This is a genomic window from Microbacterium sp., assembly GCF_040394595.1.
Classification (GTDB): domain Bacteria; phylum Actinomycetota; class Actinomycetes; order Actinomycetales; family Microbacteriaceae; genus Microbacterium.
The window spans coordinates 462,879-484,302 of the sequence record NZ_JBEBSA010000001.1 but is presented as its reverse complement, the minus strand read 5'-3'; the positions used below and the strand labels follow the sequence as shown (position 1 = coordinate 484,302).

Here is a 21,424-nt window from a genome sequence, read left to right as displayed (position 1 = left end):
AGGATGAAGATGAAGCTGCTGATCGTGTCTTTCTCGCGCCTGGAGTCCGACCCCCGGATCCGCCGCCAGATCGATCTCTTCCGCGACGAGTGGGAGGTGGTGACCGTCGGCTACGGCCCCGCCCCGGACGGCAGCTCGCTGCACTACGAGGTGCCCGAGCAGTACCCGATCTGGCGCTACCCGCGTGCGACGATGATCCTGCGGATGTACCGCCGCACCTACGACGGGAACCAGGCGATCGCCTGGGTACGGCAGAACGTCCCCGCCGGCGAGTACGACGCGGCCATCGCGAACGACGTGGACGCGGCGGGAATCGTGACAGCGCTCGCGCCGCGCAACGGCTTCCACGCCGACCTGCATGAGTTCGCGCCGCTGCAGAACTCCGAGCTCCTCCGGTTCCGTCTGTTCGTGGCACCGTTCATCCGCTGGCAGCTGCGCACGTTCGTCGCCCAGGCGGCGTCGACATCCACGGTCGGGGAGTCCATCGCGGAGCGGTACCACCGCGAGTTCGGGATCGATCCCGTCGTGGTGATGAACGCTCCCGCCCTCGCGGATCTCCCGGTGCGCCCCGTCGCCGACCCGATCCGCATCGTCCACGCCGGCGCGGCGCTCAGGAACCGGCGCATCGAGGTGCTGATCGACGCCGTGGCCGCGACGACGTCGAACGTGACGCTCGACCTCTTCCTGCCGCCGAACGATCCGGGCTACCTCGCGGAGCTCCGGGAGAGGGCCGCGCAGACCCCCCGGGTGCGGATGCTCGAGCCGGTGCCCTTCGACCGGCTCGTGGAGACGCTCAACCAGTACGACGTCGGCATCCACGTGCTGGCGTCGACGAACTACAACAACACCTACGCTATGCCGAACAAGTTCTTCGAGTACGTGCAGGCGCGGCTCGGGCTGGTGATCGGCCCCTCGCCGGAGATGAAGCGCAATCTCGAGAGATACGGCATCGGAGGCGTCGCCGAGGGCTTCGACGCGGCATCGGTGACGCGGGTGCTCGACGGGCTCAGCAGGGAGGGAGTCGCCGCCTGGAAGGCGGCGTCCGACCGGGCGGCCCCCGAACTGTCGGCCCAGGCTCAGGTCCCCGGATGGAAGCGCGCCGTCGACGCGCTGGGGGCGAGCCGGTCGTGAGCGCCTCGCCGGACGGCGTCCAGATCGACGTCCTCGTGCCGATCCACGCCCCGACGAGACCGATCGCGCGCCTCGTGCACTCGGTGCTCGACGGGGTCGTCGCCCCCGTGCGGGTGCTCGTCGTGGCGCACGACACGGATCCCCGGGCCATCGCCGCCGCGATGGGCGAACTCGCCGACGACCCCCGGGTGGAGATCGTCCCGTTCGAGGACGGCATCCGGTCTCCTGCGGGTCCGCTGCTCCACGGTCTGTCCCTCGTGAGCGCGCCCTGGTTCGCCAAGATCGACTCCGACGACTTCCTCGCTCCCGGAGCACTGGACTCCTGGCTCCGCGTCGCCCAGGAGCACGGCGCCGACGCGGTCATCCCCAGGATGGTGACGGAGCACGGCGGCAGGAACTTCCCGACCCCGCCCCGGCGGCCGTTCCGCAGGCGTCTCGATCCTGTGCGGGATCGCCTGAGCTATCGCACGAGCACGATGGGACTCCTCTCCGCGCGTCTGCGCGATGCGGCAGCTCCGTCCGCGGGCGTCCCGACCGGTGAGGACGTGCTGCCGAGTCTGCGGTTGTGGTTCGGCGCCACACGCGTGGTCGGAGCGGATGACGCCGCGGCCTACGTCGTCGGCGAGACGGCGGGAGACCGAGTCACCGAGTCGGCTGTGCCGCTGCAGTCGCAGCTGGAGTTCGTCGCGGGTCTTCTCGACGACCCGATCTGGCAAGGCCTGTCCCAGCGTGCCGCGGAGGCGATCGTGCGGAAGGTGCTGCGCGTGCACGTGCTCGGAGCATTGGCACTCGCGCCGGACCTGTACCGCGAGGTCGACCGGGAGCCGGTGGCGGAGATCGTCCGTGCGCTCGGGGACAGGGCGCCCGGCGCAGTGTCCGCCCTGTCCCGCGCAGACGCCGCACTGGTCGCCGTGCTGGCACAGGGGGAGGCGCCGCCGGAGACCGTGCGTCGGCTGGCCGTCGCCCGGCGCCGTCGCCTCCGGCCCGCCGGGCTGCTCCCGGCGCGCCTCGGGCAGCTGTTCTCGCGGGACGCACCACCGAGGTTCCTCGTCGCCTCCGTGCTCGCGCTTCGTCGCGGCGGCGGGGTGCCGAAAGGGGCGGGAGGGCCTCCGGATAAGATCGACGGGTGAGAATCCTCAGTGTCGTCGGCGCCCGGCCGCAGTTCGTCAAACTCGCTCCCATCGATCGCGCGGCGCGTGCGGCGGGAGTGGATCACGTCATCGTGCACACCGGCCAGCACTACGACCCCCTGCTCTCCGATGTCTTCTTCGACGAGCTGGGCATCAGCGCGCCCGACGTGCACCTCGGCGTCGGCTCGGGCAGCCATGGCGTGCAGACCGGGTCGATGCTCGGCCAGCTCGACGCGGTGATCTCCGAGCACGCCCCTGATTGGGTGCTCGTCTACGGCGATACCAATTCGACGATCGCCGCGGCCCTGAGCGCGGTGAAGATGCATGTCCGCGTCGCCCACCTCGAGGCCGGGCTCCGGTCCTTCAACCGCCGGATGCCAGAGGAGCACAACCGGGTGCTCACCGATCACGCCGCGGACCTGCTCCTCGCCCCGACCCAGGTGGCCATGGATCACCTCGCCGCGGAGGGACTGGCAGAACGCGCGGTGCTCGTCGGGGACGTGATGACCGATGTCCTGTTGGCCACGCGCGATGAGCTCGTGGGCACGAGCCCGCTGCTCGACGAGCTCGATCTCGCTCCCGGGGGCTTCCAGGTGGCGACGATCCATCGCGCGGACAACACCGACGACCCCGAGCGCCTCCGCGAGATCGTCACGGCCCTCGGGTCGCTGGAGTATCCGACCGTGCTGCTCGCCCATCCGCGCCTCGTCGCACGGGCCGCCGAGGCCGGCATCGACCTCGCGGCCGGAACGGTGATCCCGCATGCTCCGCTCGCGTATCGCGACCTCATCGCCGCGGTGCTCGCCAGCCGTCACGTGGTCACCGACTCCGGCGGACTCCAGAAGGAGGCGTTCCTCCTCCGCGTCCCGACGACGACCGTACGCACCGAGACCGAGTGGGTCGAGACCGTCGACCTGGGCTGGAACGTGCTCACGCCGGACGTGGCGGACATCGCAGGCGCCGTCTCGCGCCCGCGCCCCGACGACACGGATGCGGCACCCTACGGAGACGGGCGGGCCGCGGAGCGCGTCGTCGAGACGCTCCGCTCCCATGCCTGAGTCCGCGGCGGTCGTGTCCTCCGGGCAGGAGGCGGCACGAGAGCCGAGGGACTGGTCGCTCGACCTGCTGAGGATCGGCGCGATCCTGGGCGTCGTCAGCATCCATACCTTCGGTGCGCTGATGACCAACCCGGCCATGAGGGGGACCGCCGACCGATGGGTCGCGGTCGCGCTCGATGCCGGGATGATCTGGGCCGTGCCGGTCTTCGTTATGATGAGCGGGACGCTCCTGCTCTCGCCCCGTGCGCACGCGGACGGTCCCGCCCGGTTCTACCGCCGCCGTCTCGTGCGGCTCCTGCCCGCGTTCGTCGTCTGGCAGGTGTTCTACCTGCTCGTCGTGCGACAGCTGATCAGCGGTCTCCACGAGACGCCGGGGGATGTGCTGAAGCTTCTCCTGAGCGGCACCACCTACACGCACCTCTACTTCCTCTGGCTGATCCTCGGGCTCTACGCCGTCGCGCCGGTGCTGCGGGCGTTCCTCGCCCAGGGCGGTAGGGCGCGGGCGATGTGGTTCGCGGGGATCGTGCTCTCCGCCAGCGTGCTGACCTCGATCAGTTCCTCCCTGCTCGGCTTCGCCGGCGATCCGCGCCCGCTGACTCTGCTGGCGCTCACACAGTGGATCCCCTATGTCGGCTACTTCCTCGCAGGATGGGCGCTGAAGGACGTCCTGCTGACGGGATTCGCGCGGTGGGGGGTGACCGCGATCGCGGTGCTCTCGGTGGCGGAGATCGTGCTGCAGTCGGGGAAGGGGTGGACGGGGCCGCTGTTCGCCTTCCTGCCGCTGTCGTACTACGGGCCGGTGCCGGCGCTCGCGGCAGTGTCGATCTTCCTGGCGGTTCGTTCGTGGTGCGGCCGGGTGGAGCTGCCCGCGGCGGCTGAGCGTGTCCTCCGCGAGCTCTCCGAGGCGACGTTCGGCGTCTACCTCGTGCATTTCGTCGTGCTGATCCTCCTTCGCATGCTTCCGCCGTTCGCGACCTACGCGACCTCGGCGCCGGTGTCCCTCCTCCTGTTCGCCGCCACCGCGGCGCTGTCCTTCGCGGTGGTCGCGGTGCTGCGCCGCATTCCCGTCCTTCGCCGGATCGTCTGAAGGGAGTCCGATGCGCGTCCTCATCGCCACGGCCTGGTTCCCCACGGAAGAGCACCCCGGGACCGGGATCTTCCATCTCCGCGACGCCGAGCTCCTCGCTCAGGACCACGACGTCACGATCCTCCATCTCGGCGCGGCCTCGGACGGCGAAGAGGTCATCGGGGGGATGCCTGTGATCCGCCGGGCCTTCGGGCCCGCCTCCCCGGGGTCCTACGTCCGCGGCCCCCGTGTCGTCCGTGAGCTCCTCGCGGAGAGGGATCTGCTGCACACGATGTCCTTCCCGACGCTCCTCCCGCTCACCCTGTCCCGACCGCAGCGCCCGTGGGTGCATACCGAGCACTGGACCGGGCTGGTCTGGCCGCCCGCGTCTCTCCCCGCCCGCTGGGGCGCCGCAGCCACCCGGCGGCTCCTGCGCCGTCCCGATGAGGTGGTCGCCGTCGGCGACGACCTGGCAAAGGCGGTCGAGTCTGTCAGGGGGGCGCCGGTGGCGCGGATCCCCAACTTCGTCCGATTTGCACACCCGGACCGGCTCCCTCCGGTGCACCGTGCGGGGGAGCCGCTGAGGCTGATCGGCGTCAGCGGCCTTCAGCCGCACAAGGGCGCGCTCATCGCCGTCGATGCTCTCGCCGTTCTGCGCGATCGGGGTGTGGATGCGCGACTGCGCTGGGCGGGCGAGGGCGCTCAGCGCGAGGAACTGCTCGATCGCGCGGAGGAGATCGGCGTGGCCGATCGCCTGCAGCTGCTCGGTCATGTCGATCCCGAGGAGCTCCCCGAGCTGCTCCTCGCGTCCCACCTCTTCGTCGCCCCGACTCGGTTCGAGACGTTCGGCGTCGCGATCGCCGAAGCGCTCTCGCACGGCCTGCCGGTCGTCGCCACGGGGGAGGGCGGACACTGGGCGTTCCTGCCCCCGGAAGCGTCCCGGCGGGCCGAGCGGAGCCCGGACGGCCTCGCCGACGGGATCGAGTCGCTTCTCGGTGACGTGGAGCGCTGGCCTGCCGCCCGGATCCGCGCCGACGCGGAGGCACGGTTCGCCCCCGCCGCCCGTCGCGCGGCGTACGCGGAGGCCTATCGGCGCGCAGGAGAGGCGCACCACCGGCGCGGCTAGACCGCCCGGATCAGCGGGCGCCCGCCTCCGCGGCATCTCCGGCGGCGGGGACCATGGGCCCTTCGGCGCTGTCGCGTCCGCCCGCTCTCTTGATCCAGGTCGCCGTCGCCGCGATCGTCATGGCGGCGCAGAGCACCCAGAAGACCAGGCCGGGCGTCGCATAGCGGAAGGCCGTGGGTGTGCCGTTCGTCACGTTGTAGAGGCCCGTGGCGAGGAGCGCTCCGAAGAGCAGGTGGGCCTCCACCCGCCGCCAGAAGAGGATCATGCCGGCGATCGCCAGGCAGATGAGCACCAGGAGGGCGCGGTCGTTGCGCATCATCGACAGGACGTCCGCCTTGATGATCTGGATCAGGAGGCCAGGGGCGGCGAGGATCGCCGCGCCGAGACTGTGGGTGCCCGTCTGGGTCGTGAACTGATCCGCCTGGGAGAACGACGGGAAGACGATCGACTGCAGGAGCTGGCAGGCCACCGCCGTGCCGGCGACGACGACTCCCGGCCACATCCAGCGGCTGCGCCAGCGGCGTTGCACGACCATGTCCAGGAGCCAGGCCAGCAGGAACGCGCCGCCGACGATGAAGGTCGCCTGCCGGGTGAAGGCAGAGAGGACGGTGACGCCGCCCATCACGACGAGGTGCCACGGCCGGGGATCCCTGAGCCAGCGCCACGCCGCGACGAGAGCGAGGACGGTGAAGAGCGAGGAGAGGCTCTCGGTGAGCATCCCCGTCTCGAAGGAGACGAGGAACATCGAGAGGTTCGTCAGCAGGGCGACGGTGAGGGCGGGGAGCGTGCCGAAGCGGCGTCGCACCATCACGATCATCAGCGTCACGCCGACGACGGTGGCGATCAGCGGGACGACGGCGAGCCCCTCCGGTCCGAACCAGGCGACGAACGGCGTGCTGAGCGCCGGGAGGACGACCCGTGGCTGGACGAGGCCCCACCCGAAGAGCAGATCGATGTCGGGGACGGCGATGTTCCGGGGCGCCGAATAGGCCAGCGTCAGGTCACGTGCCGCCTCGGGCGAGTTGCCCAGGAAGAGGAAGGTCCTGGCGAGGTAGTAGCGGGAATCCGGGTAGTACAGCCGGAACCACTTCACGTAGGAGATGTAGGTGAGCAGGAACGACGCGGCGCAGACCGTCCAGAAGAGCAGGTCGGTGCGTCGGCGGATCCAGAGCGCATGCAGTCGTGACATCGAGGGTCACGCTAGCACGGCGGTGGTCGACGATCAGGCGCCGCGGCGCGCTGCCAGGCGGCGATCCTGCCAGCTGCGCAGCCGCCGTTCGAGGGGTTTCTCCACGAAGCGGTGCATGAGCCAGGCGGCGACGATCGAGGCCGCGAGCAGGGCGCCGCCCCACATCAGCGTGCGCCAGTATGACCCGAACTGGTAGCCGACCAGCTCCAGCATCGCGTACATCAGGGTGGCGTGGATGAGGTAGAAGGCGAACGACCACTCCCCGAGGGCCACGAAGGGCCTCCATACCAGCCAGCCGCGCCGGCCGTCGAGGTCCCTGCTCGCCGCCGCGGCGATGAGGAGCGCGCACAGCACACCGACCAGCTCAGGGGCGAACGATCCCACGAGAGCCGCAGGGCCGGAGGCGCCGGCGGTGAGCGTGACCGCCAGCAGGAAACCGACCAGCAGGGCGAACGGGAGGATGAGCGGCATCCGCAATCGCCACCCGTGACGATACGCCCAGGCGAGCAGCATGCCGAGGAGGAACTCGGGAAGGTGTGACACCGGTGCTCTCAGATCTCCCAGCGGTGTCGCCGGCCACAGGAGCGCGGCAGCCTTGAGGAGCAGGGCGACGGCGATCACGCCGGCCGCAGCCCAGAGCGCACCGCGTTTGCGCAGCGGAGCCATCAGACGCACCGCGAGGGGATGCAGCGCGTAGAAGAACGCCTCGACCGTCAGGGTCCACGCCGCAGGGTTGCCGGAGAACTGTATGGCGGGGTTGCGCCACCAGCCCTGGATCACCAGGACGCTCAGCAGGAGGACGCCCCAGTCCAGAGGCTTGATCCAGCCCTGATCGGCGGGCGGCACGATCCGGTAGAAGACCGGGATCGCCACGAGCAGGGCGAGGAGGTGCAGGGGATAGATCCTCGCGAACCGCCGCCAGTAGAACGCGCGGACGGGCGTCTCCCTCCGCCAGGACCACGTGAGCACGAAGCCGGACAGCACGAAGAAGAAGGTGACACCGTAGTGCCCGTGCTCGACGAACCAGTGCATCCACGACGGGAACGTGATCATGTTCCGCATGTGGAACAGGAAGACCGCGAACGCCGCCCACCAGCGCAGGCTCGTCAGCGAGTCGAGGCGCACGACGGGTGCGGTGGGGCGCGTGGAAGCAGACATCGGATTCCGAGCATACGCGGCGGCGCCGCGGAGCATGCGCGGGCGCGACCCCGACTCCCGCGCCGGATAGACTGGAGCCCATGCGCATCGCCGTCGTGGCCCTCGGAAAGATCGGGCTTCCCCTCGCCGTCCAGTTCGCTGCATCCGGTCACGAGGTGGTCGGCGTCGACATCAACCCGAACGCCGTCGCGACGATCAACGCGGGGATCGAGCCGTTCCCCGGGGAGGCGCATCTGCAGGAGAAGCTGACCGAGCTCGTGGGCTCGGGGCGGCTCCGCGCGACGACGGACTACGCGGAGGCGATCCCGGGCGCCGACGCCGTCGTACTCGTCGCCCCCGTCTTCGTCGACGACGAGACCTGGGAGCCGGACTTCGCCCCCATGCAGTCGGCGACCGAGTCGCTGGCCCGGCACCTCACCCCCGGAACACTGGTCTCCTACGAGACCACCCTCCCGGTGGGGACCACCCGGAACCGCTGGAAGCCGATGCTCGAGGAGGGGTCGGGCCTGACCGAGGGCGTCGACTTCCACCTCGTCTACTCCCCGGAGCGGGTGCTCACGGGGCGCGTCTTCGAGGACCTCCGCAAGTACCCGAAACTGATCGGCGCCCTCTCCGCGGAGGGCACCCGCCGGGCCCGTGAGTTCTACGAGGCGGTCCTGCAGTTCGACGAGCGCGCCGACCTGCCGCGTCCGAACGGCGTGTGGGATCTCGGCACGACCGAGGCGGCGGAGATGGCGAAGCTCGCCGAGACCACCTATCGGGACGTCAACATCGGTCTGGCGAACCAGTTCGGTCTGTTCGCGGCCTCGCACGGGATCGACGTCTACAAGGTGATCGAGGCCTGCAACTCCCAGCCGTACAGCCACATCCACCGTCCCGGCATCGCGGTCGGCGGGCACTGCATCCCCGTCTATCCGCGGCTGTACCTGTCGACCGATCCCGACGCCGACATCATCCGCACCGCGCGTCAGCTCAACGCCTCGATGCCCGAGCGTCTCGTTGCTCAGGCCGAGGGCATGCTGGGCTCCCTGGACGGGCTCCGCGCCGTCGTGCTCGGAGCCGCATACCGCGGCGGCGTGAAGGAGACGGCCTTCTCCGGCGTGTTCCCGACGGTCGCCGCGCTGCGCGCGCGGGGGGCCGAGGTGCGGGTGCACGATCCGCTCTACTCCGATGAGGAGCTGCGGGCGCTGGGCTTCGAGCCCTATGCGATCGGCGCCGAGGCGGACCTGGTCGTCCTCCAGACCGATCACGCGGCCTACCGCGACCTCGGTGCGGAGGACGTCCCCGGTGCGAAGCTGCTGGTTGACGGACGCGCGGCGACGGACCCCCGGCGGTGGGTCGGGACGCCGCGCATCGTCGTCGGCTCCGCCCTCACCGCCTGAGGAGGCCCACCGGGTTCAGGACCCGGGCAGGGGGCCCTCGGCCTTCCGTCCCCGGGCGTCCTGCGGCGCGGGGAACGGCCCGTGCGTCGGGGTCGACGGGGTCGCCTGGATGTCGAGCTGCAGGGCGCTGATGAGCATCTGCGTGCCGATCATCAACGGCAGCGCGGCGAGCATGACCGTGGCGGCCGTGGCGACGACCGAGCCCGCGATCTGCACCATCACCCAGATGCTGATCCCCACCCCGGCGAGGAAGAGGAACAGGCCGAGGAAGAGGAGCAGCGCGATGGGGGAGAACGACCACAGCACGTAGCGGTACCAGATCCGGCTCCAGTAGCCCACGGTGAGGCGGTTGAGGAGCTCGGGGATGACCTTCCTCAGTTTGATGCTGGAGACCTCCTCTCCGTAGACCGCGGGGATGGGCACGTCCGTCGCGGACACCTGGAGGATGTTGAGCTTGATGAGGAGATCGTTCTCGAAGCTGTACCGCTTGGCGATCCGATCGAGCTCCACCCGGCGCAGTTCCTCGGTGCGCACGGCCGTGTACCCGTTCTGCGGATCGAAGAGGTTCCAGTACCCCGATGCCAGTTTCGTCATGAACGACAGCACCACGTTGCCGAAGACGCGGTAGCCGGGCATGCCGCGGAAGGACTCGGGCCCGTAGAAGCGGTTGGCCTTCGCGAACCCGTACCCATCGTCCGTGACCTTGTCGAGCAGCGCCGGGAGATAGTCGGGATCCATCTGCGCGTCCCCGGCCATGACGACGTTCACGTCGGCGCCGAGATCCATGGCGGCGCGATGGGCGGTGATGATCGCGCCGCCCACACCCTGGTTCTCCTCATGGCGGATCAGCGTCACACGCGGGTCGGCGACGCTGCGCGCCGCCTCGCTGGTGGCATCGGGGCTGCAGTCGTCGACGATGACGATGTGGTCGACGAAAGCGGGCATCGTCTCGATGACCCGCGCGATCATCCTCTCCTCCTTGTAGGCGGGGACGACGGCCGCGATCACGGCGTTCTTATACATCAGTACTCCGGGGCTCGGGGGTGGCGAACACCCAGTAGCGGTAGGCGAAGTAGTTCCACACGGTCGTCGTGACCACGGCAAGGACCTTTCCGACGATCCACGGCCAGCCGAGCGCCGCCGCGCCCCAGACCATTCCCGTGGTGGCGATCGTGTTGAAGGCGACGAGAGCGGTGTACCGCGCGACGCTGGGCGCCACCTTCGCCTCGGACGAGAAGGCGATGAGGCGCTGGGCCGTGTAGGTCACGGCGAAGGACGCGAGGAAGGCGACCGGTGTGGCGATCGCGAGGGGAATCCCGAGGACGTCGTGCGCCAGCCAGAGCAGTCCGATGTCGACGAGGAAGCAGAAGCCGCCGACGGCGAGGTAGCGCACCGCGCTGTTCGCCCAGAGCCGGCGCGGAAGTGCAGGGTGCGTCGACATGCGCCAATTCTGCCAGACAGGTCGACACTCAGGCGTCCGGATCGGATGCCCAGTGTCGCGCCGATACGATTGTCACCATGGATCTTCTCGTCGTCGGGTCGGGTTTCTTCGGCCTCACCATCGCTGAGCGCGCCGCGGACGCCGGCCGCAAGGTGACCGTCATCGACCGCCGCCCGCACATCGGCGGCAACGCCTACAGCGAGGACGAGCCCGAGACCGGCATCGAGGTGCACCGCTACGGGGCGCATCTGTTCCACACCTCCAACCCGACGGTGTGGGAGTACGTCAACCGGTTCACGACCTTCACGGGTTACGTGCACCGCGTGTACTCCACCCACAAGGGCGTCGTGTACCCGCTCCCGGTGAACCTCGGCACGATCAACCAGTTCTTCCAGGCCGCGTACACGCCCGACCAGGCCCGCGCACTGGTCCGTGAGCAGGCGGGGGAGTTCGACGTCAAGACCGCCGCGAACTTCGAGGAGAAGGGCATCGCCCTCATCGGGCGCCCGCTCTTCGAGGCGTTCTTCCGCGACTACACCGCGAAGCAGTGGCAGACCGACCCGCACAAGCTGTCCGGCGACATCATCAGCCGTCTGCCCGTGCGCTACAACTACGACAACCGCTACTTCAACGACACCTGGGAGGGGCTGCCGACCGACGGCTACACCGCCTGGATCGAGCGGATGGCCGACCACCCGAACATCGAGGTGAAGCTCGGCGTCGACTTCTTCGACGAGAGCCAGCCGCTGAACCGGAAGGCGCTCGTCGGCCAGGTGCCGATCGTCTACACCGGGCCCGTCGACCGCTACTTCGACTATGCGGAGGGGGCGCTCAGCTGGCGCACGCTCGACTTCGAGCAGGAGGTCCTCGGCGTGGGCGACTTCCAGGGCACCAGCGTGATGAACTACCCCGACGCGGACGTGCCCTTCACCCGCATCCACGAGTTCAAGCACTTCCACCCCGAGCGCGCCGACCGCTACCCGACGGACAAGACGGTCATCATGCGCGAGTTCTCGCGCTTCGCGAACCGCGACGACGAGCCCTACTACCCGGTGAACACCCCGGCCGACCGCGAGGGGCTGCTGGCCTACCGCGAACTGGCGAAGGGCGAGCAGGACGTGCACTTCGGCGGACGTCTGGGCACCTACCAGTACCTCGACATGCACATGGCCATCGGATCGGCGCTGTCGATGTGGCGCAACGACCTCACCGGTCTGCACGGCTGAGATGACCAGCACGGTCGGCGCGCCGGGCACCCCGCAGCGGTATCTCCACTCGCTGTGGCTGCTCTCGGCCCGCGATCTCAAGGTGCGCTACTCGACGAGCGCATTGGGATACCTGTGGTCGGTGCTCGACCCGCTCGTGATGAGCGCGATCTACTGGTTCGTGTTCACCATGGTGTTCCAGCGCGATGTGGGCGAAGAGCCGTACATCGTGTTCCTGATCAGCGCGCTGCTGCCGTGGGTGTGGTTCAACTCGTCGGTCGGGGACTTCACCCGTGCGTTCAAGAAGGACGCCCGGCTGGTGCGCTCCACGGCGATCCCGCGGTCGATCTGGGTGAACCGGATCGTGCTCAGCAAGGGGGTGGAGTTCCTCTTCTCCCTGCCCGTGCTCGCCATCTTCGTCGTGTTCAACCTGCTGACCGAGACCCGCCCCGATCACGTCGTGCACATCGGCTGGGGCGTGCTGTGGCTCCCGGTCGCCGTGCTGATGCAGGTGGTCCTGCTGGTCGGGATCGGACTGCTCATCGCCCCGCTGTGCGCCCTCTACACCGACCTCGAGCGCACGACCGCCCTCGTGCTGCGCGCGCTCTTCTACGCCACGCCGATCATCTACAACGTCTCGAACCTGCCCGGCGCGTTCCAGACCATCGGGGCGTTCAACCCGCTCGCGGGGATACTCACCCTCTACCGGATGGCGTTCTTCCCCGAACAGTGGGATCCCTTCCCGGTGATCGTCAGCGCCGTGATGAGCGTGGCGATCCTGGGGATCGGCATCTGGGTGTTCCGCGCCCTCGAGCGTCCCGTGCTGAAGGAGCTGTGATGGCCTCCGCTATCGAGGTACGCGGACTCGGCGTCCGCTTCCGCCGCAACCGCCGTGGTCGCCGGACCGTGAAGGACTTGTTCGCCGGTGCGAGCCGCCGGTCCAGGCCGGGCGAGTTCTGGGCGCTGCGCGACGTCTCCTTCTCCGTCGCCGCCGGTGAGTCGATCGGCGTCGTCGGACGCAACGGACAGGGCAAGTCCACCCTGCTCCGCCTTGTCGCCGGCGTCCTGCTGGCCGACGAGGGGCGCGTCGAGGTCCATGGCGGCGTGGCGCCGCTCATCGAGCTGACCGGCGGTTTCGTCGGCGACCTGACCGTCCGCGAGAACGTCCGCCTCACCGCGGGCCTGCACGGCATGTCACGGTCGGAGATCTCCCGTCGCTACGACCGGATGATCGAATTCGCCGAGCTCGAGGACTTCCAGGACACCCCCTACAAGCACCTCTCCAACGGCATGAAGGTGCGTCTGGCGTTCTCGGTGGTCTCGCAGCTCGAGGAGCCCATCCTCCTCGTCGACGAGGTGCTCGCGGTCGGGGACAAGGCGTTCCGGGACAAGTGCTACCGGCGCATCGACGAGCTCCTCGCCGAGGGGCGGACGCTGTTCTTCGTGAGCCACAACGAGCGCGATCTGCGCCGGTTCTGCTCGCGGGGCCTCTACCTCGACAAGGGGGCGCTCGTCATGGACGGGCCGATCGGCGACGTGCTCGACCGCTACAACGCCGATCACGGCACCTGACGACGCTCGGGCGGGGCGACGAGGCCTCAGGCGCCGACGAGCGCGCGCAGTGCGGCCAGCTCGGACGTGACGGCGTCCAGGGCTCCGGAGGCGCCGCCGCCGCTCTGATAGGCGCTGCGGAGCTTCCCCAGCGCGGCGGAGTACGACGAGACGCGATCCCGCCACGCCTGCGCGATCCCCTTCGGGGCGGTCGCGTCGGAGAGCCGCTGCGCGTCCTGCTGGAGCTGGTCGACGACCTGCACCGCGTCCTGTCCGCTCATCCCGCCGAGCATCTTCATGCCTGTCCCGGCGTCATCGAGCACGGGACCGACCTTGCCGCGGAACACCGGCAGATCGGGGTCGGCCGGAGGCGGAGGCGTCACGGGACCACCCGTGGAGGTCGGCGTGGGAGTGGGCGTGGGCGTCGATGACGGCGAACCCGAAGGAGTCGGGGTGGGGGAGACGCTCGCGGAGTCGCTCGGCGACGGGGTGGGAGCGGGGTCGCCCTTCGGCATGAGGAGCCAGACCAGCGCCACCGCGATGGCCACCGCGACGACCGCGAGGATCCCGATCAGCCAGGCGCGGCGACGGTTCCGTCGCTTGTCGGGAGGGAAGACCCAGACGTACTCGGGCTGCTGCTCGCTCATCGCTCAGGCCTCCAGAGCCGGCATCGGCCGCCAGCTGCGGTCGCGCGAGATCCGCCCGCCGTCCCGCAGCCCGCGGAAGAGGTTGCTCGTGCCGCGGACGGTGCGCTCCACGAAGACCAGCCGGATCAGCTCCTTGCAGAACGTCGCGGCGGTGCCGAGCGCGAAGAGCACGGGGCTGTACGCGCCGTGCTCGCGGTAGTAATGCTTGATGTACGCGCGGTTGCGCATGATGTAGTACCGGTAGGCGTTGCTGGACGCGTTCATGTGGCGGATGCCCATGTCCCACTGCCTGATCTCGCGCGTGCGTCGCAGCACGAACTCGTTCACGATCACCGAGGTGGTCTGCCGAGACGCCAGCCAGCCGTACATCTGGTCGTCCCAGTAGATGAAGAAGCGCGGGTCGGGGAGTCCGATGCGCTGCACGATCGAGCGGTGGATGAACATCCCCTCGAAGCAGCCGCTGTTCATCTCCTTGAACCCCGAGGCGCCGAAGCCGGACGGTGCGAAGGGGATGGGGATGCCCATCCGCTCCGCGATGCGGTACTGCCAGTAGAACTCGCTGCCGTCGTAGTCGTAGCGGCGCCCCTGGATGCTCTTGAAGCGCGGTGCCCAGGCACCCATCCGGGCGAGGCCGTCGGGCAGCACCTCGACGTCGTCGTCCATCAGCCAGATCCACTCCGCGCCCAGGTCGTAGGCGGTGCGGGCGCCCTCGCTGAAGCCGCCGGAGCCCCCGGTGTTGGTCTCCAGGCGCCGATAGACGATCTCGGCGCCGAAGCCCTCGCGGAAGGACTCGACGACCTCGGTCGTATCGTCCGACGACGCGTTGTCGATGATGACCACACGTCCGGGCTGGGGGTCCATCGCGCGGATGCTGGTCAGCAGTCCGCTCAGAAGGTGGGAGCGGTTGAAGGTGACGACGACGATCGCGGCGGACTCCGGCGCGAAGGGGGCCGCGCTCATGCGCGTTCCTCGAAGATCTTCTGCCAGGAGGCGTCCGAGACGAGCCCGGGCAGCGCGGAGCGGTACTGCTGCTGCAGCTGGGGCCAGCGGCGACGCAGCCGTCGGTGGAGCCGCACGCTCTCGAAGAGCATCTGGCGGTATTTCCTGCGGTCACGGGTGTAGACGTTCTTGCCCGAGCCGTCCGCCGAGCTCACGAGGGCGCTGTCGAAGGCGGGGACCCGCCACCAGTGCGCATCGCCCTTACTGAACTCGACCTCGGGCTGGGCGACGTTCGCGGGGTCGGGACGATGGAGCCAATGCGCGAGGAGGGTCCGCGCGGTGAAGATGCGCAGCGCCAGCCCGGTGGGGCTGTCGAAATCGTGCATCTTGCGGCGTGCGAAGACCTGGCGGCCATGGCGGGAGTGCAGGACGACGGAGGGATCGCGGTGGATGATGGTCTCCGGGAAGTCGGCGGCCAGCGCGCGTGCGGCCGGCATCGCCGTCGCCAGGTTGGCGCGCATGTGCTCGGGGCCGGAGAGCACGTCGCGCAGGGCCTGCAGGCGCAGCGCGACGGGGTAATACTGCATCATCATGAGGTGCTTCAGATCGACGCGCCTGCTGTGCTCGATGAGGCGTCCGCCGCGGGGGGCGTTCGAGTGCAGCAGCCCGGCGACGATGCGGTTGCGGGCGTGGAAGTACGCTTGCCAGTCGATCGTGTCGTCCTTGTTGACCCAGGACACGTGCCAGAGGGCGACGCCCGGCAGGGAGACGGTCGGGTATCCGGCCTCCCCGGCGCGGAGGCAGAACTCCGCATCGTCCCACTTGATGAACGCGGGGAGGGAGAGCCCCACCTCGCGGATCGCCTCGACCGGGATCAGGCACATCCACCAGCCGTTGTAGTCGGCGTCCATGCGCATGTGGAGAAGCGGAGACTGCCGGAGGTTGGCGACGCCGAAGTCGTGGGGCATCTCCTCCTGGTAGAGGTTGCGCCACATGAACGGGTGCTCATCGACCACCTCGGCCCAGCCGTGCAGCTTCGGCCGGTCGAGCAGGTCGAACATGTGCCCGCCGACGAGGGTGGGCTTGGTGGCGAAGCGGGCGAAGACGATCGAGCGTCGGAGGGACTCGGGCTCCAGGCGGACGTCGTCGTCGAGGAGCTGCACGAAGTCGCTCTCGGGACGCTGGAGGGTCTCGTGCATCGAGCGGGAGAACCCGCCCGAGCCGCCGAGGTTCGGCTGCCTGATCACCTGCAGCGTTTCGCCGAGGCGGGCCGCGACGTCGTCGTATCCCTCCTGGTCGGCGACGAGCTGCGTGCCCTGATCGATCAGGAACACCCGGTCGACGAGCTCCAGCGCGTCGGGGGCGTCCGCGAGCGCGCGCAGGGTGTCGACGCAGTAGTCGGGCTTGTTGTAGGTCGTGATGCCGAGTGACGCCTTGCCGGTGCGGACGGGCTCCTGCTCCGTGGTCCACTGTGCGCCCTCGAGCACGGCGCTCTTCTCGTCGGCGACGACGTCGAACCAGATCCAGCCGCCTCCGGCGTACTCGGTGAGCGAGAGGTCGAAGGAAGTGACGGCGTCGCCCGTGACCTCGCGGGTCGCGACGCGCTGCTTGGTCCCGGCGCCGTTCGAGCGGTACACGAGGATGGTTGCGGGACCGGTCGTGCGGACGGTCAGCCGTACCTCGCGGACGCTCGTCCAGTGCTGCCAGTACGAGGCGGGGAACGCGTTGAAGTAGGTGCCGAGGGAGACGCGCCGACCGGCGACGATGCGCGCCTGGGTGCGGCCGAGGATGTTGCCGAGGTGGGCGCGGTTGGAGACACGCACCGGCTCCTCGTCGATGACCGACCAGGTCTCCGGATCGGCGTACAGCGGCAGGAGGTCGGGGTCTCGGTCGAGCGGGAAGACGACGTTCTGCAGCACGTGGGTCACGAGCACCCAGCCTACCGGGCATGCCTTGAGATCACTGGGAGCCGCGGTGGCCTGGTCATTCCTTCGGAGGGAGTGTGGGGATTACGCCGGTCTGTGCGGCGTCGATGTTCTCCCGCCAGGAGCGGGTCTGCCCGGCCCGGAGCGCGCAGAGCACCAGCATGAACCAGCCGACGCCCACGAGGGTGAAGCTCTCGAACATCGAGTCGACCGCGAGGGTCACGAGCACGAGCGGGGTCCAGGCGTAGACCACCGATCGGCGGACGCTCGCGACGAGCCAGGAGCGCACGACCGCCACGCCGCCGAGCAGCAGGAAGAGGATGAGCCCGGCCGCTCCGAGCTGGAGGACGACGTCGAAGTACGCGTTGAGGGCGCTGCGGTGCTGCTGGTCGAGCAGGATGTTGATGTAGAGGTAGGGGAACTGGGTCGGCGGCCAGCCACCCATCCAGCCCCAGCCGATGACGGGCTGCTGGCCGACGAAGTCGAGGATCGAGTTCCACAGGTCGGCCCGCATCGAGAAGTCCGACCCGGCGTCCAGCACGCGGATGATCTGGTGGCGGAGCACGAGCGCGGCGATGAGCCCGACTGCGACGACTCCGCCGAGCACCCACTGCACCAGGGATCGCCGCTCCGCCGGCGCATGCCTCACGATCGTCAGGGCGAGCGTGGCGACGCCCACCGCCGCGGCGAGCACGATCACCGTCGGGGAGGCGGAACGGAGGGCGAGGAAGGCGCCGAGCGCGACCGAGCAGACGGCGAGCGCGGGGGTGACCGACTGCGTGCGCCATTCGATCACGAACGTGATGAGCGCGATCACGGCGATGAAGCCGAGCATGTTGCGCGTGCCGAAGATGCCCTGGAGCGAGCCGCCGCCCGCGATGTTCCCCTCGATCCCCAGCAGCGGGATCGAGGTGTCCAGGAGGACGCCGGCGATGATCTCGAGCAGCAGGGAGGCGCCGAGCAGCCAGCGGAGCACGTCGCCGATGGCCCGCACGGTCTGCAGCGTGTCGCGGACGTGACCCACCGTGATCGCGAGGACGGCATAGCCGAACATCGTCGCCCAGCCGGTCAGGGTCGCCCCGCCCGCAGACGACCAGAAGACGCTGAGGAGCGCGAGCACGACGAACCCGATGAGGGAGGTCGGCGCGAGCCGCAGCAGGCTCAGCTCCTCGCGGCGGGCGAACAGCACGGCGACGCCGACCGCGGCGAGCACGACGACGATCGTCACGGAGGTCACGTGGGAGGTCAGCCGCTCGATCGGCAGGGCGGCGAAAGTCGCCACGAGCACGACGAGCGTGTAGGCCCGTGCGAACTCCGCCGACGCCAGCAGTCGGACCGGATGCCGGAGGTCGCTCATGACGCGCGGATGATCGTTCCGCCGGGCGCGGTCGCGGCGGCGCGTTCGTCGAGGCCGACGCCCACCAGCGGGACCGACTTGATCTTGAAGGAGAGCATGATGAGCAGCATCCAGCCCCACAGCATGATGGGCGCCGACTCGACGAGTCCCTCCACCAGCAGGGTGACGACGATCATCGTGGGGAGCAGCGAGAGCGGCGAGTACGGGCGCCGCGCCTCGAGGTCCCATCGCGGGCGGTCCACGGCGAAGAACCACGCGCGCCAGACGAGGGCGCCCCAGGCCACCGCCATGAGCACGACCCCGATCGCGCCGAGCTGGAAGAAGACGTCCAGCCACATGTCATGCGCGTGGAAGACGGTGAGCTTGTGGTTGACGATCCAGCCGGCGAACCCGGGGTCCCACGGAACCCACGGCGAGGAGAAGCCGTTGCCGGCCACCGGATGGGTGAGTGCGCGCTCCCAGACCTTCGCCCAGATCTCGAAGCGTCCCGTGAAGTCGTCGCTCTTGCCGAACACGGCGAGCACACGGTCCTGCATGAGCCAGCCGGCGCCCGCGGCCAGGAGCACGACGATCGCGCCTCCGGCGTAGACCGCTGTCCGGTGCGACGGCCTCTGTGCGCGTCGCATCAGCAACGCGATGAGGAGCACCGCCGCGGAGGCGAGGGCGCAGAGGTAGGTGGTGGCCGATCCGGCTCCGACGAGGAGGACGAGGGCCAGCGCCGCCCAGGCGATGAGGGCGCCGCGCCGGCGCACCCGGGCCGCCCACAGCACGCCGAACACCATGAGGGCGAGCAGGCACATCATCGACAGGGTGTGCGCGTTGCCCACGATGCCCTGGATCCGGCCGCCGTCGAAGAGGTTGCCGCGCACCCAGTAGATGTGAGGGTCGATCTTCCCCTCGGGGACCGTGACGAAGTTCGGCAGGATCGGGTGCCGCAGCACCAGCGCGACCCACAGCTCGATCAGGAGGGAGAGGCCCAGTACCCACTTGAGCGCGCTCGAGAGGGCGCGCACCAGCTCCTGCCAGCTCAGCATCGACGCCACGAAGAGTGCGTTCACGGTCACCGCCGCGAGGAGCGGCCAGGTGAGCAAGGTCGCCGCACGCCACTGCGACCAGATCACCGACACGAGCGCGAACGCCACGTAGCCGAGCGCCGCCCAGGGCAGTCGCCGCCACGGGAAGCGCGCGGGCCGCTGATGCACGATCGCGGGGATCCAGATCGCCAGGACGCCGAGGGTCAGCACGGCGAGCACGATCACCGCTCCCACAGCGCCGAGGAGGTTGAAGACCGCCGTGTGCGCGAGCGTCGCGAACATCGTGAGCACGGCGTATGCGCGCAGCATCAGATGCCCGGTCGCCTCGCGCTCGGGGGCGGTGGGGACGGGTGCGGCGGGATGCCTGGTGTACTGCGCCATCGCGATCAGGCTACCGCCCCGCCTTCACACAGACCGTGCGGCGCGGCGTCCGGCTCTACGCTGGGGGCATGCTGCTCACTCTGACGAACGCACCCCGCGATTACGCCTGGGGGTCGACCTCGCTGCTCGCCGCCCTCGAAGGGCGTGCACCGTCCGCCGTGCCGGAGGCGGAGGTCTGGTTCGGAGACCACCCGGGTGACCCGGCGGACCTCGCCGACGGCCGTGCGCTGAGCGACGTCACGGGCGGCGGGCTGCCGTATCTGCTCAAGCTGCTCGCCGCCGAGCTGCCGCTGTCCATCCAGGTGCACCCCACCAGGGAGCAGGCGAGAGAGGGCTTCGCCCGGGAGCAGGGCCTCGCGGCGGAAGACCCCGCCAGGAACTACCGGGACGACAATCACAAGCCGGAGTTGATCGTGGCCCTGAGCGACCGGTTCGAGGCGCTCGGCGGGCTCCGTCCGGTGGAGGACACCTTGCGGATGCTGGAGTCCTTCGGTGCTTCTCCGGGCGTCGAAGCACTGCGAGGGCGCCTCAGCGCCTCCGGAGACGCCCTCCGTGACGTGATCGGATGGCTGCTGGGCGGAGGAGCGCAGTACGAGGTCGACGAGGTGATCTCCGCGCTCGCCTCCGCGCACTCCGCGGAGTTCGCCACGGAGCTCGACGTCGTGCGCCGCGTCGCCGACCGCAATCCCGGTGACCCCGGGGTCGTCGTCGCCCTGCTGATGAACGTGATCGTGCTCCGGCGGGGCGAGGCGATCTTCCTGCGGGCAGGGCTGCTTCACGCCTATGTCTCCGGCCTCGGCGTGGAGATCATGGCGGCCAGCGACAACGTGCTGCGCGGCGGTCTGACCCCCAAGCACATCGACGTCGCCGAGCTGCTCGCGGTCCTCGACACGACTCCGGGCCCCGTCCCGGTGATCGCCCCGGGGGAGGACGCCGTCTCGTCCTACCCTGTCCCCGTGCCGGATTTCGCGCTCCGGCGCGTCGAGCTCGATGGCGGGGAGGCGAGGGTCCGCGTGCGGCGGCCCGCGATGGTCCTCGCCACCCGGGGCTCCGTGTCCGTCGCCGGAGTCGATGGAGGGGCCGGCATCGCCGTGGCCGTGGGCACGGCGGCGTACGCCGACGGCGAGGACGAGCTGGTGCTCGCCGGCCGGGGCGAGGTCTTCGTCGCCGAGCCCGGGGCGTGACGGCGACACGCCGACGCGACACGCCGACGGCGTTCAATGAACCTTCAAGCCTTGCTTGAGGGTTTAGTATCCGCGACTTGACCAACCCGAATCACACCTGTGTAATTAGTGGAGTACGGCCCGCGGGGGGCAGGAAACAGGGTTGGGAGATCGAGATGACGGGATACCGCTCGGACGTTCCCGAGAACTGGTACGTCGATCCGGTCAACCTCGGCGTTCCAGGGGTTCGGCGGGTCGAGGAGGACGACGACGGCGCGCTCGCCTGGCAGGCGGACGCTCTCTGCGCGCAGACCGACCCCGAGGCGTTCTTCCCCGAGAAGGGCGGCTCGACGCGGGACGCGAAGCGCATCTGCGGCTCCTGCGATGTGCGGGGCGAGTGCCTGGAGTACGCGTTGAACAACGACGAGCGCTTCGGTATCTGGGGCGGGCTCTCCGAGCGCGAGCGCCGCAAGCTCAAGCGCCGCGCCGGCTGACTTCACCGATCCGCTTCGCGGGCGCGCCGGGCGCGTTCACCGAACCG

General features: G+C 69.7%; 20 protein-coding genes. 11 read left to right on the top strand and 9 right to left on the bottom strand.

Annotated elements, in window-relative coordinates:
- Positions 1-9 precede the first annotated feature (9 nt).
- Genes ABWO84_RS02405 through ABWO84_RS02385 form a run of 5 tightly spaced genes read left to right on the top strand, consistent with a single transcriptional unit; the run spans position 10 to position 5,511 of the window.
- Positions 10-1,131: a glycosyltransferase family protein gene (locus tag ABWO84_RS02405; protein WP_353112138.1), complete on the top strand. Its 1,122-nt coding sequence runs from the start codon at positions 10-12 to the stop codon at positions 1,129-1,131.
- Entirely contained in the window at positions 1,128-2,261 is a 1,134-nt protein-coding gene (locus ABWO84_RS02400) for a glycosyltransferase (protein WP_353112136.1), read from the top strand. The genes ABWO84_RS02405 and ABWO84_RS02400 overlap by 4 nt, the downstream gene beginning before the upstream one ends.
- Entirely contained in the window at positions 2,258-3,319 is a 1,062-nt protein-coding gene (gene wecB / locus ABWO84_RS02395; protein WP_353112134.1) for a non-hydrolyzing UDP-N-acetylglucosamine 2-epimerase, read from the top strand. Before ABWO84_RS02400 ends, wecB begins: the two co-directional genes overlap by 4 nt.
- Entirely contained in the window at positions 3,312-4,406 is a 1,095-nt protein-coding gene (locus ABWO84_RS02390; RefSeq protein WP_353112132.1) for an acyltransferase, read from the top strand. Before wecB ends, ABWO84_RS02390 begins: the two co-directional genes overlap by 8 nt.
- 10 nt (positions 4,407-4,416) lie before the next feature.
- Positions 4,417-5,511, top strand: a complete 1,095-nt coding sequence (locus tag ABWO84_RS02385; RefSeq protein ID WP_353112130.1) for a glycosyltransferase family 4 protein — start codon at positions 4,417-4,419, stop codon at positions 5,509-5,511.
- 10 nt (positions 5,512-5,521) lie between these two features.
- Here ABWO84_RS02385 and ABWO84_RS02380 read toward each other — a convergent pair whose 3' ends face one another.
- Complete coding sequence (locus ABWO84_RS02380) at positions 5,522-6,700, bottom strand: ArnT family glycosyltransferase (protein WP_353112128.1); 1,179 nt, start codon at positions 6,698-6,700, stop codon at positions 5,522-5,524.
- A gap of 33 nt (positions 6,701-6,733) precedes the next feature.
- On the bottom strand, positions 6,734-7,858 hold the full coding sequence (locus tag ABWO84_RS02375) for an acyltransferase family protein (RefSeq protein ID WP_353112126.1): 1,125 nt from the start codon (positions 7,856-7,858) through the stop codon (positions 6,734-6,736).
- 80 nt (positions 7,859-7,938) lie between these two features.
- Between ABWO84_RS02375 and ABWO84_RS02370 the strand changes: the two genes are divergently transcribed.
- Positions 7,939-9,240 (top strand): nucleotide sugar dehydrogenase, encoded by a 1,302-nt coding sequence (locus ABWO84_RS02370; protein WP_353112124.1) that lies wholly within the window; start codon positions 7,939-7,941, stop codon positions 9,238-9,240.
- 15 nt (positions 9,241-9,255) lie between these two features.
- Here ABWO84_RS02370 and ABWO84_RS02365 read toward each other — a convergent pair whose 3' ends face one another.
- Both ABWO84_RS02365 and ABWO84_RS02360 read right to left on the bottom strand, forming a co-directional pair.
- Positions 9,256-10,263, bottom strand: a complete 1,008-nt coding sequence (locus ABWO84_RS02365; RefSeq protein WP_353112122.1) for a glycosyltransferase family 2 protein — start codon at positions 10,261-10,263, stop codon at positions 9,256-9,258.
- Entirely contained in the window at positions 10,256-10,681 is a 426-nt protein-coding gene (locus ABWO84_RS02360; RefSeq protein ID WP_353112120.1) for a GtrA family protein, read from the bottom strand. The genes ABWO84_RS02365 and ABWO84_RS02360 overlap by 8 nt, the downstream gene beginning before the upstream one ends.
- Before the next feature lie 77 nt (positions 10,682-10,758).
- Between ABWO84_RS02360 and glf the strand changes: the two genes are divergently transcribed.
- The 3 genes from glf to ABWO84_RS02345 are packed head-to-tail and all read left to right on the top strand — an operon-like array spanning position 10,759 to position 13,458.
- A complete protein-coding gene (gene glf, locus ABWO84_RS02355; RefSeq protein WP_353112118.1) occupies positions 10,759-11,907 on the top strand; it encodes a UDP-galactopyranose mutase in 1,149 nt (382 codons plus the stop codon).
- 1 nt (position 11,908) lies between these two features.
- The gene (locus tag ABWO84_RS02350; RefSeq protein ID WP_353112116.1) at positions 11,909-12,724 is read left to right on the top strand and encodes an ABC transporter permease; all 816 of its coding nucleotides are present in this window, start codon (positions 11,909-11,911) and stop codon (positions 12,722-12,724) included.
- Entirely contained in the window at positions 12,724-13,458 is a 735-nt protein-coding gene (locus ABWO84_RS02345) for an ABC transporter ATP-binding protein (protein WP_353112114.1), read from the top strand. The genes ABWO84_RS02350 and ABWO84_RS02345 overlap by 1 nt, the downstream gene beginning before the upstream one ends.
- Before the next feature lie 26 nt (positions 13,459-13,484).
- Here the strand turns inward: ABWO84_RS02345 and ABWO84_RS02340 are convergent, their stop codons facing one another.
- From ABWO84_RS02340 to ABWO84_RS02320, 5 genes are read right to left on the bottom strand one after another with little or no spacing between them, the layout of a single operon-like run.
- Complete coding sequence (locus tag ABWO84_RS02340) at positions 13,485-14,084, bottom strand: hypothetical protein (protein ID WP_353112112.1); 600 nt, start codon at positions 14,082-14,084, stop codon at positions 13,485-13,487.
- A gap of 3 nt (positions 14,085-14,087) precedes the next feature.
- Entirely contained in the window at positions 14,088-15,044 is a 957-nt protein-coding gene (locus tag ABWO84_RS02335; RefSeq protein ID WP_353112110.1) for a glycosyltransferase family 2 protein, read from the bottom strand.
- Positions 15,041-16,951 (bottom strand): glycosyltransferase, encoded by a 1,911-nt coding sequence (locus ABWO84_RS02330; protein ID WP_353112108.1) that lies wholly within the window; start codon positions 16,949-16,951, stop codon positions 15,041-15,043. Before ABWO84_RS02330 ends, ABWO84_RS02335 begins: the two co-directional genes overlap by 4 nt.
- 55 nt (positions 16,952-17,006) lie before the next feature.
- A complete protein-coding gene (locus tag ABWO84_RS02325; RefSeq protein ID WP_353112106.1) occupies positions 17,007-18,305 on the bottom strand; it encodes an O-antigen ligase family protein in 1,299 nt (432 codons plus the stop codon).
- Positions 18,302-19,720, bottom strand: a complete 1,419-nt coding sequence (locus tag ABWO84_RS02320; protein ID WP_353112104.1) for an O-antigen ligase family protein — start codon at positions 19,718-19,720, stop codon at positions 18,302-18,304. The genes ABWO84_RS02325 and ABWO84_RS02320 overlap by 4 nt, the downstream gene beginning before the upstream one ends.
- A 68-nt stretch (positions 19,721-19,788) precedes the next feature.
- Here ABWO84_RS02320 and manA point away from each other — a divergent pair, with 68 nt between their 5' ends.
- Positions 19,789-20,904: a mannose-6-phosphate isomerase, class I gene (gene manA / locus ABWO84_RS02315; RefSeq protein WP_353112102.1), complete on the top strand. Its 1,116-nt coding sequence runs from the start codon at positions 19,789-19,791 to the stop codon at positions 20,902-20,904.
- A 155-nt stretch (positions 20,905-21,059) separates the two neighbouring features.
- Positions 21,060-21,377 (top strand): WhiB family transcriptional regulator, encoded by a 318-nt coding sequence (locus ABWO84_RS02310; RefSeq protein ID WP_353112100.1) that lies wholly within the window; start codon positions 21,060-21,062, stop codon positions 21,375-21,377.
- Positions 21,378-21,424 lie beyond the last annotated feature (47 nt).

Excerpts from the sequence above, each read along its gene's own strand:
- ABWO84_RS02405 (WP_353112138.1), top strand. The coding sequence starts at position 10 with ATGAAGCTGCTGATCGTGTCTTTCTCGCGCCTGGAGTCCGACCCCCGG.
- ABWO84_RS02390 (WP_353112132.1), top strand. The coding sequence starts at position 3,312 with ATGCCTGAGTCCGCGGCGGTCGTGTCCTCCGGGCAGGAGGCGGCACGA.
- ABWO84_RS02385 (WP_353112130.1), top strand. The coding sequence starts at position 4,417 with ATGCGCGTCCTCATCGCCACGGCCTGGTTCCCCACGGAAGAGCACCCC.
- ABWO84_RS02380 (WP_353112128.1), bottom strand. The coding sequence starts at position 6,700 with ATGTCACGACTGCATGCGCTCTGGATCCGCCGACGCACCGACCTGCTC.
- ABWO84_RS02375 (WP_353112126.1), bottom strand. The coding sequence starts at position 7,858 with ATGTCTGCTTCCACGCGCCCCACCGCACCCGTCGTGCGCCTCGACTCG.
- ABWO84_RS02370 (WP_353112124.1), top strand. The coding sequence starts at position 7,939 with ATGCGCATCGCCGTCGTGGCCCTCGGAAAGATCGGGCTTCCCCTCGCC.
- ABWO84_RS02365 (WP_353112122.1), bottom strand. The coding sequence starts at position 10,263 with ATGTATAAGAACGCCGTGATCGCGGCCGTCGTCCCCGCCTACAAGGAG.
- ABWO84_RS02360 (WP_353112120.1), bottom strand. The coding sequence starts at position 10,681 with ATGTCGACGCACCCTGCACTTCCGCGCCGGCTCTGGGCGAACAGCGCG.
- glf (WP_353112118.1), top strand. The coding sequence starts at position 10,759 with ATGGATCTTCTCGTCGTCGGGTCGGGTTTCTTCGGCCTCACCATCGCT.
- ABWO84_RS02350 (WP_353112116.1), top strand. The coding sequence starts at position 11,909 with ATGACCAGCACGGTCGGCGCGCCGGGCACCCCGCAGCGGTATCTCCAC.
- ABWO84_RS02345 (WP_353112114.1), top strand. The coding sequence starts at position 12,724 with ATGGCCTCCGCTATCGAGGTACGCGGACTCGGCGTCCGCTTCCGCCGC.
- ABWO84_RS02340 (WP_353112112.1), bottom strand. The coding sequence starts at position 14,084 with ATGAGCGAGCAGCAGCCCGAGTACGTCTGGGTCTTCCCTCCCGACAAG.
- ABWO84_RS02335 (WP_353112110.1), bottom strand. The coding sequence starts at position 15,044 with ATGAGCGCGGCCCCCTTCGCGCCGGAGTCCGCCGCGATCGTCGTCGTC.
- ABWO84_RS02325 (WP_353112106.1), bottom strand. The coding sequence starts at position 18,305 with ATGAGCGACCTCCGGCATCCGGTCCGACTGCTGGCGTCGGCGGAGTTC.
- ABWO84_RS02320 (WP_353112104.1), bottom strand. The coding sequence starts at position 19,720 with ATGGCGCAGTACACCAGGCATCCCGCCGCACCCGTCCCCACCGCCCCC.
- manA (WP_353112102.1), top strand. The coding sequence starts at position 19,789 with ATGCTGCTCACTCTGACGAACGCACCCCGCGATTACGCCTGGGGGTCG.
- ABWO84_RS02310 (WP_353112100.1), top strand. The coding sequence starts at position 21,060 with ATGACGGGATACCGCTCGGACGTTCCCGAGAACTGGTACGTCGATCCG.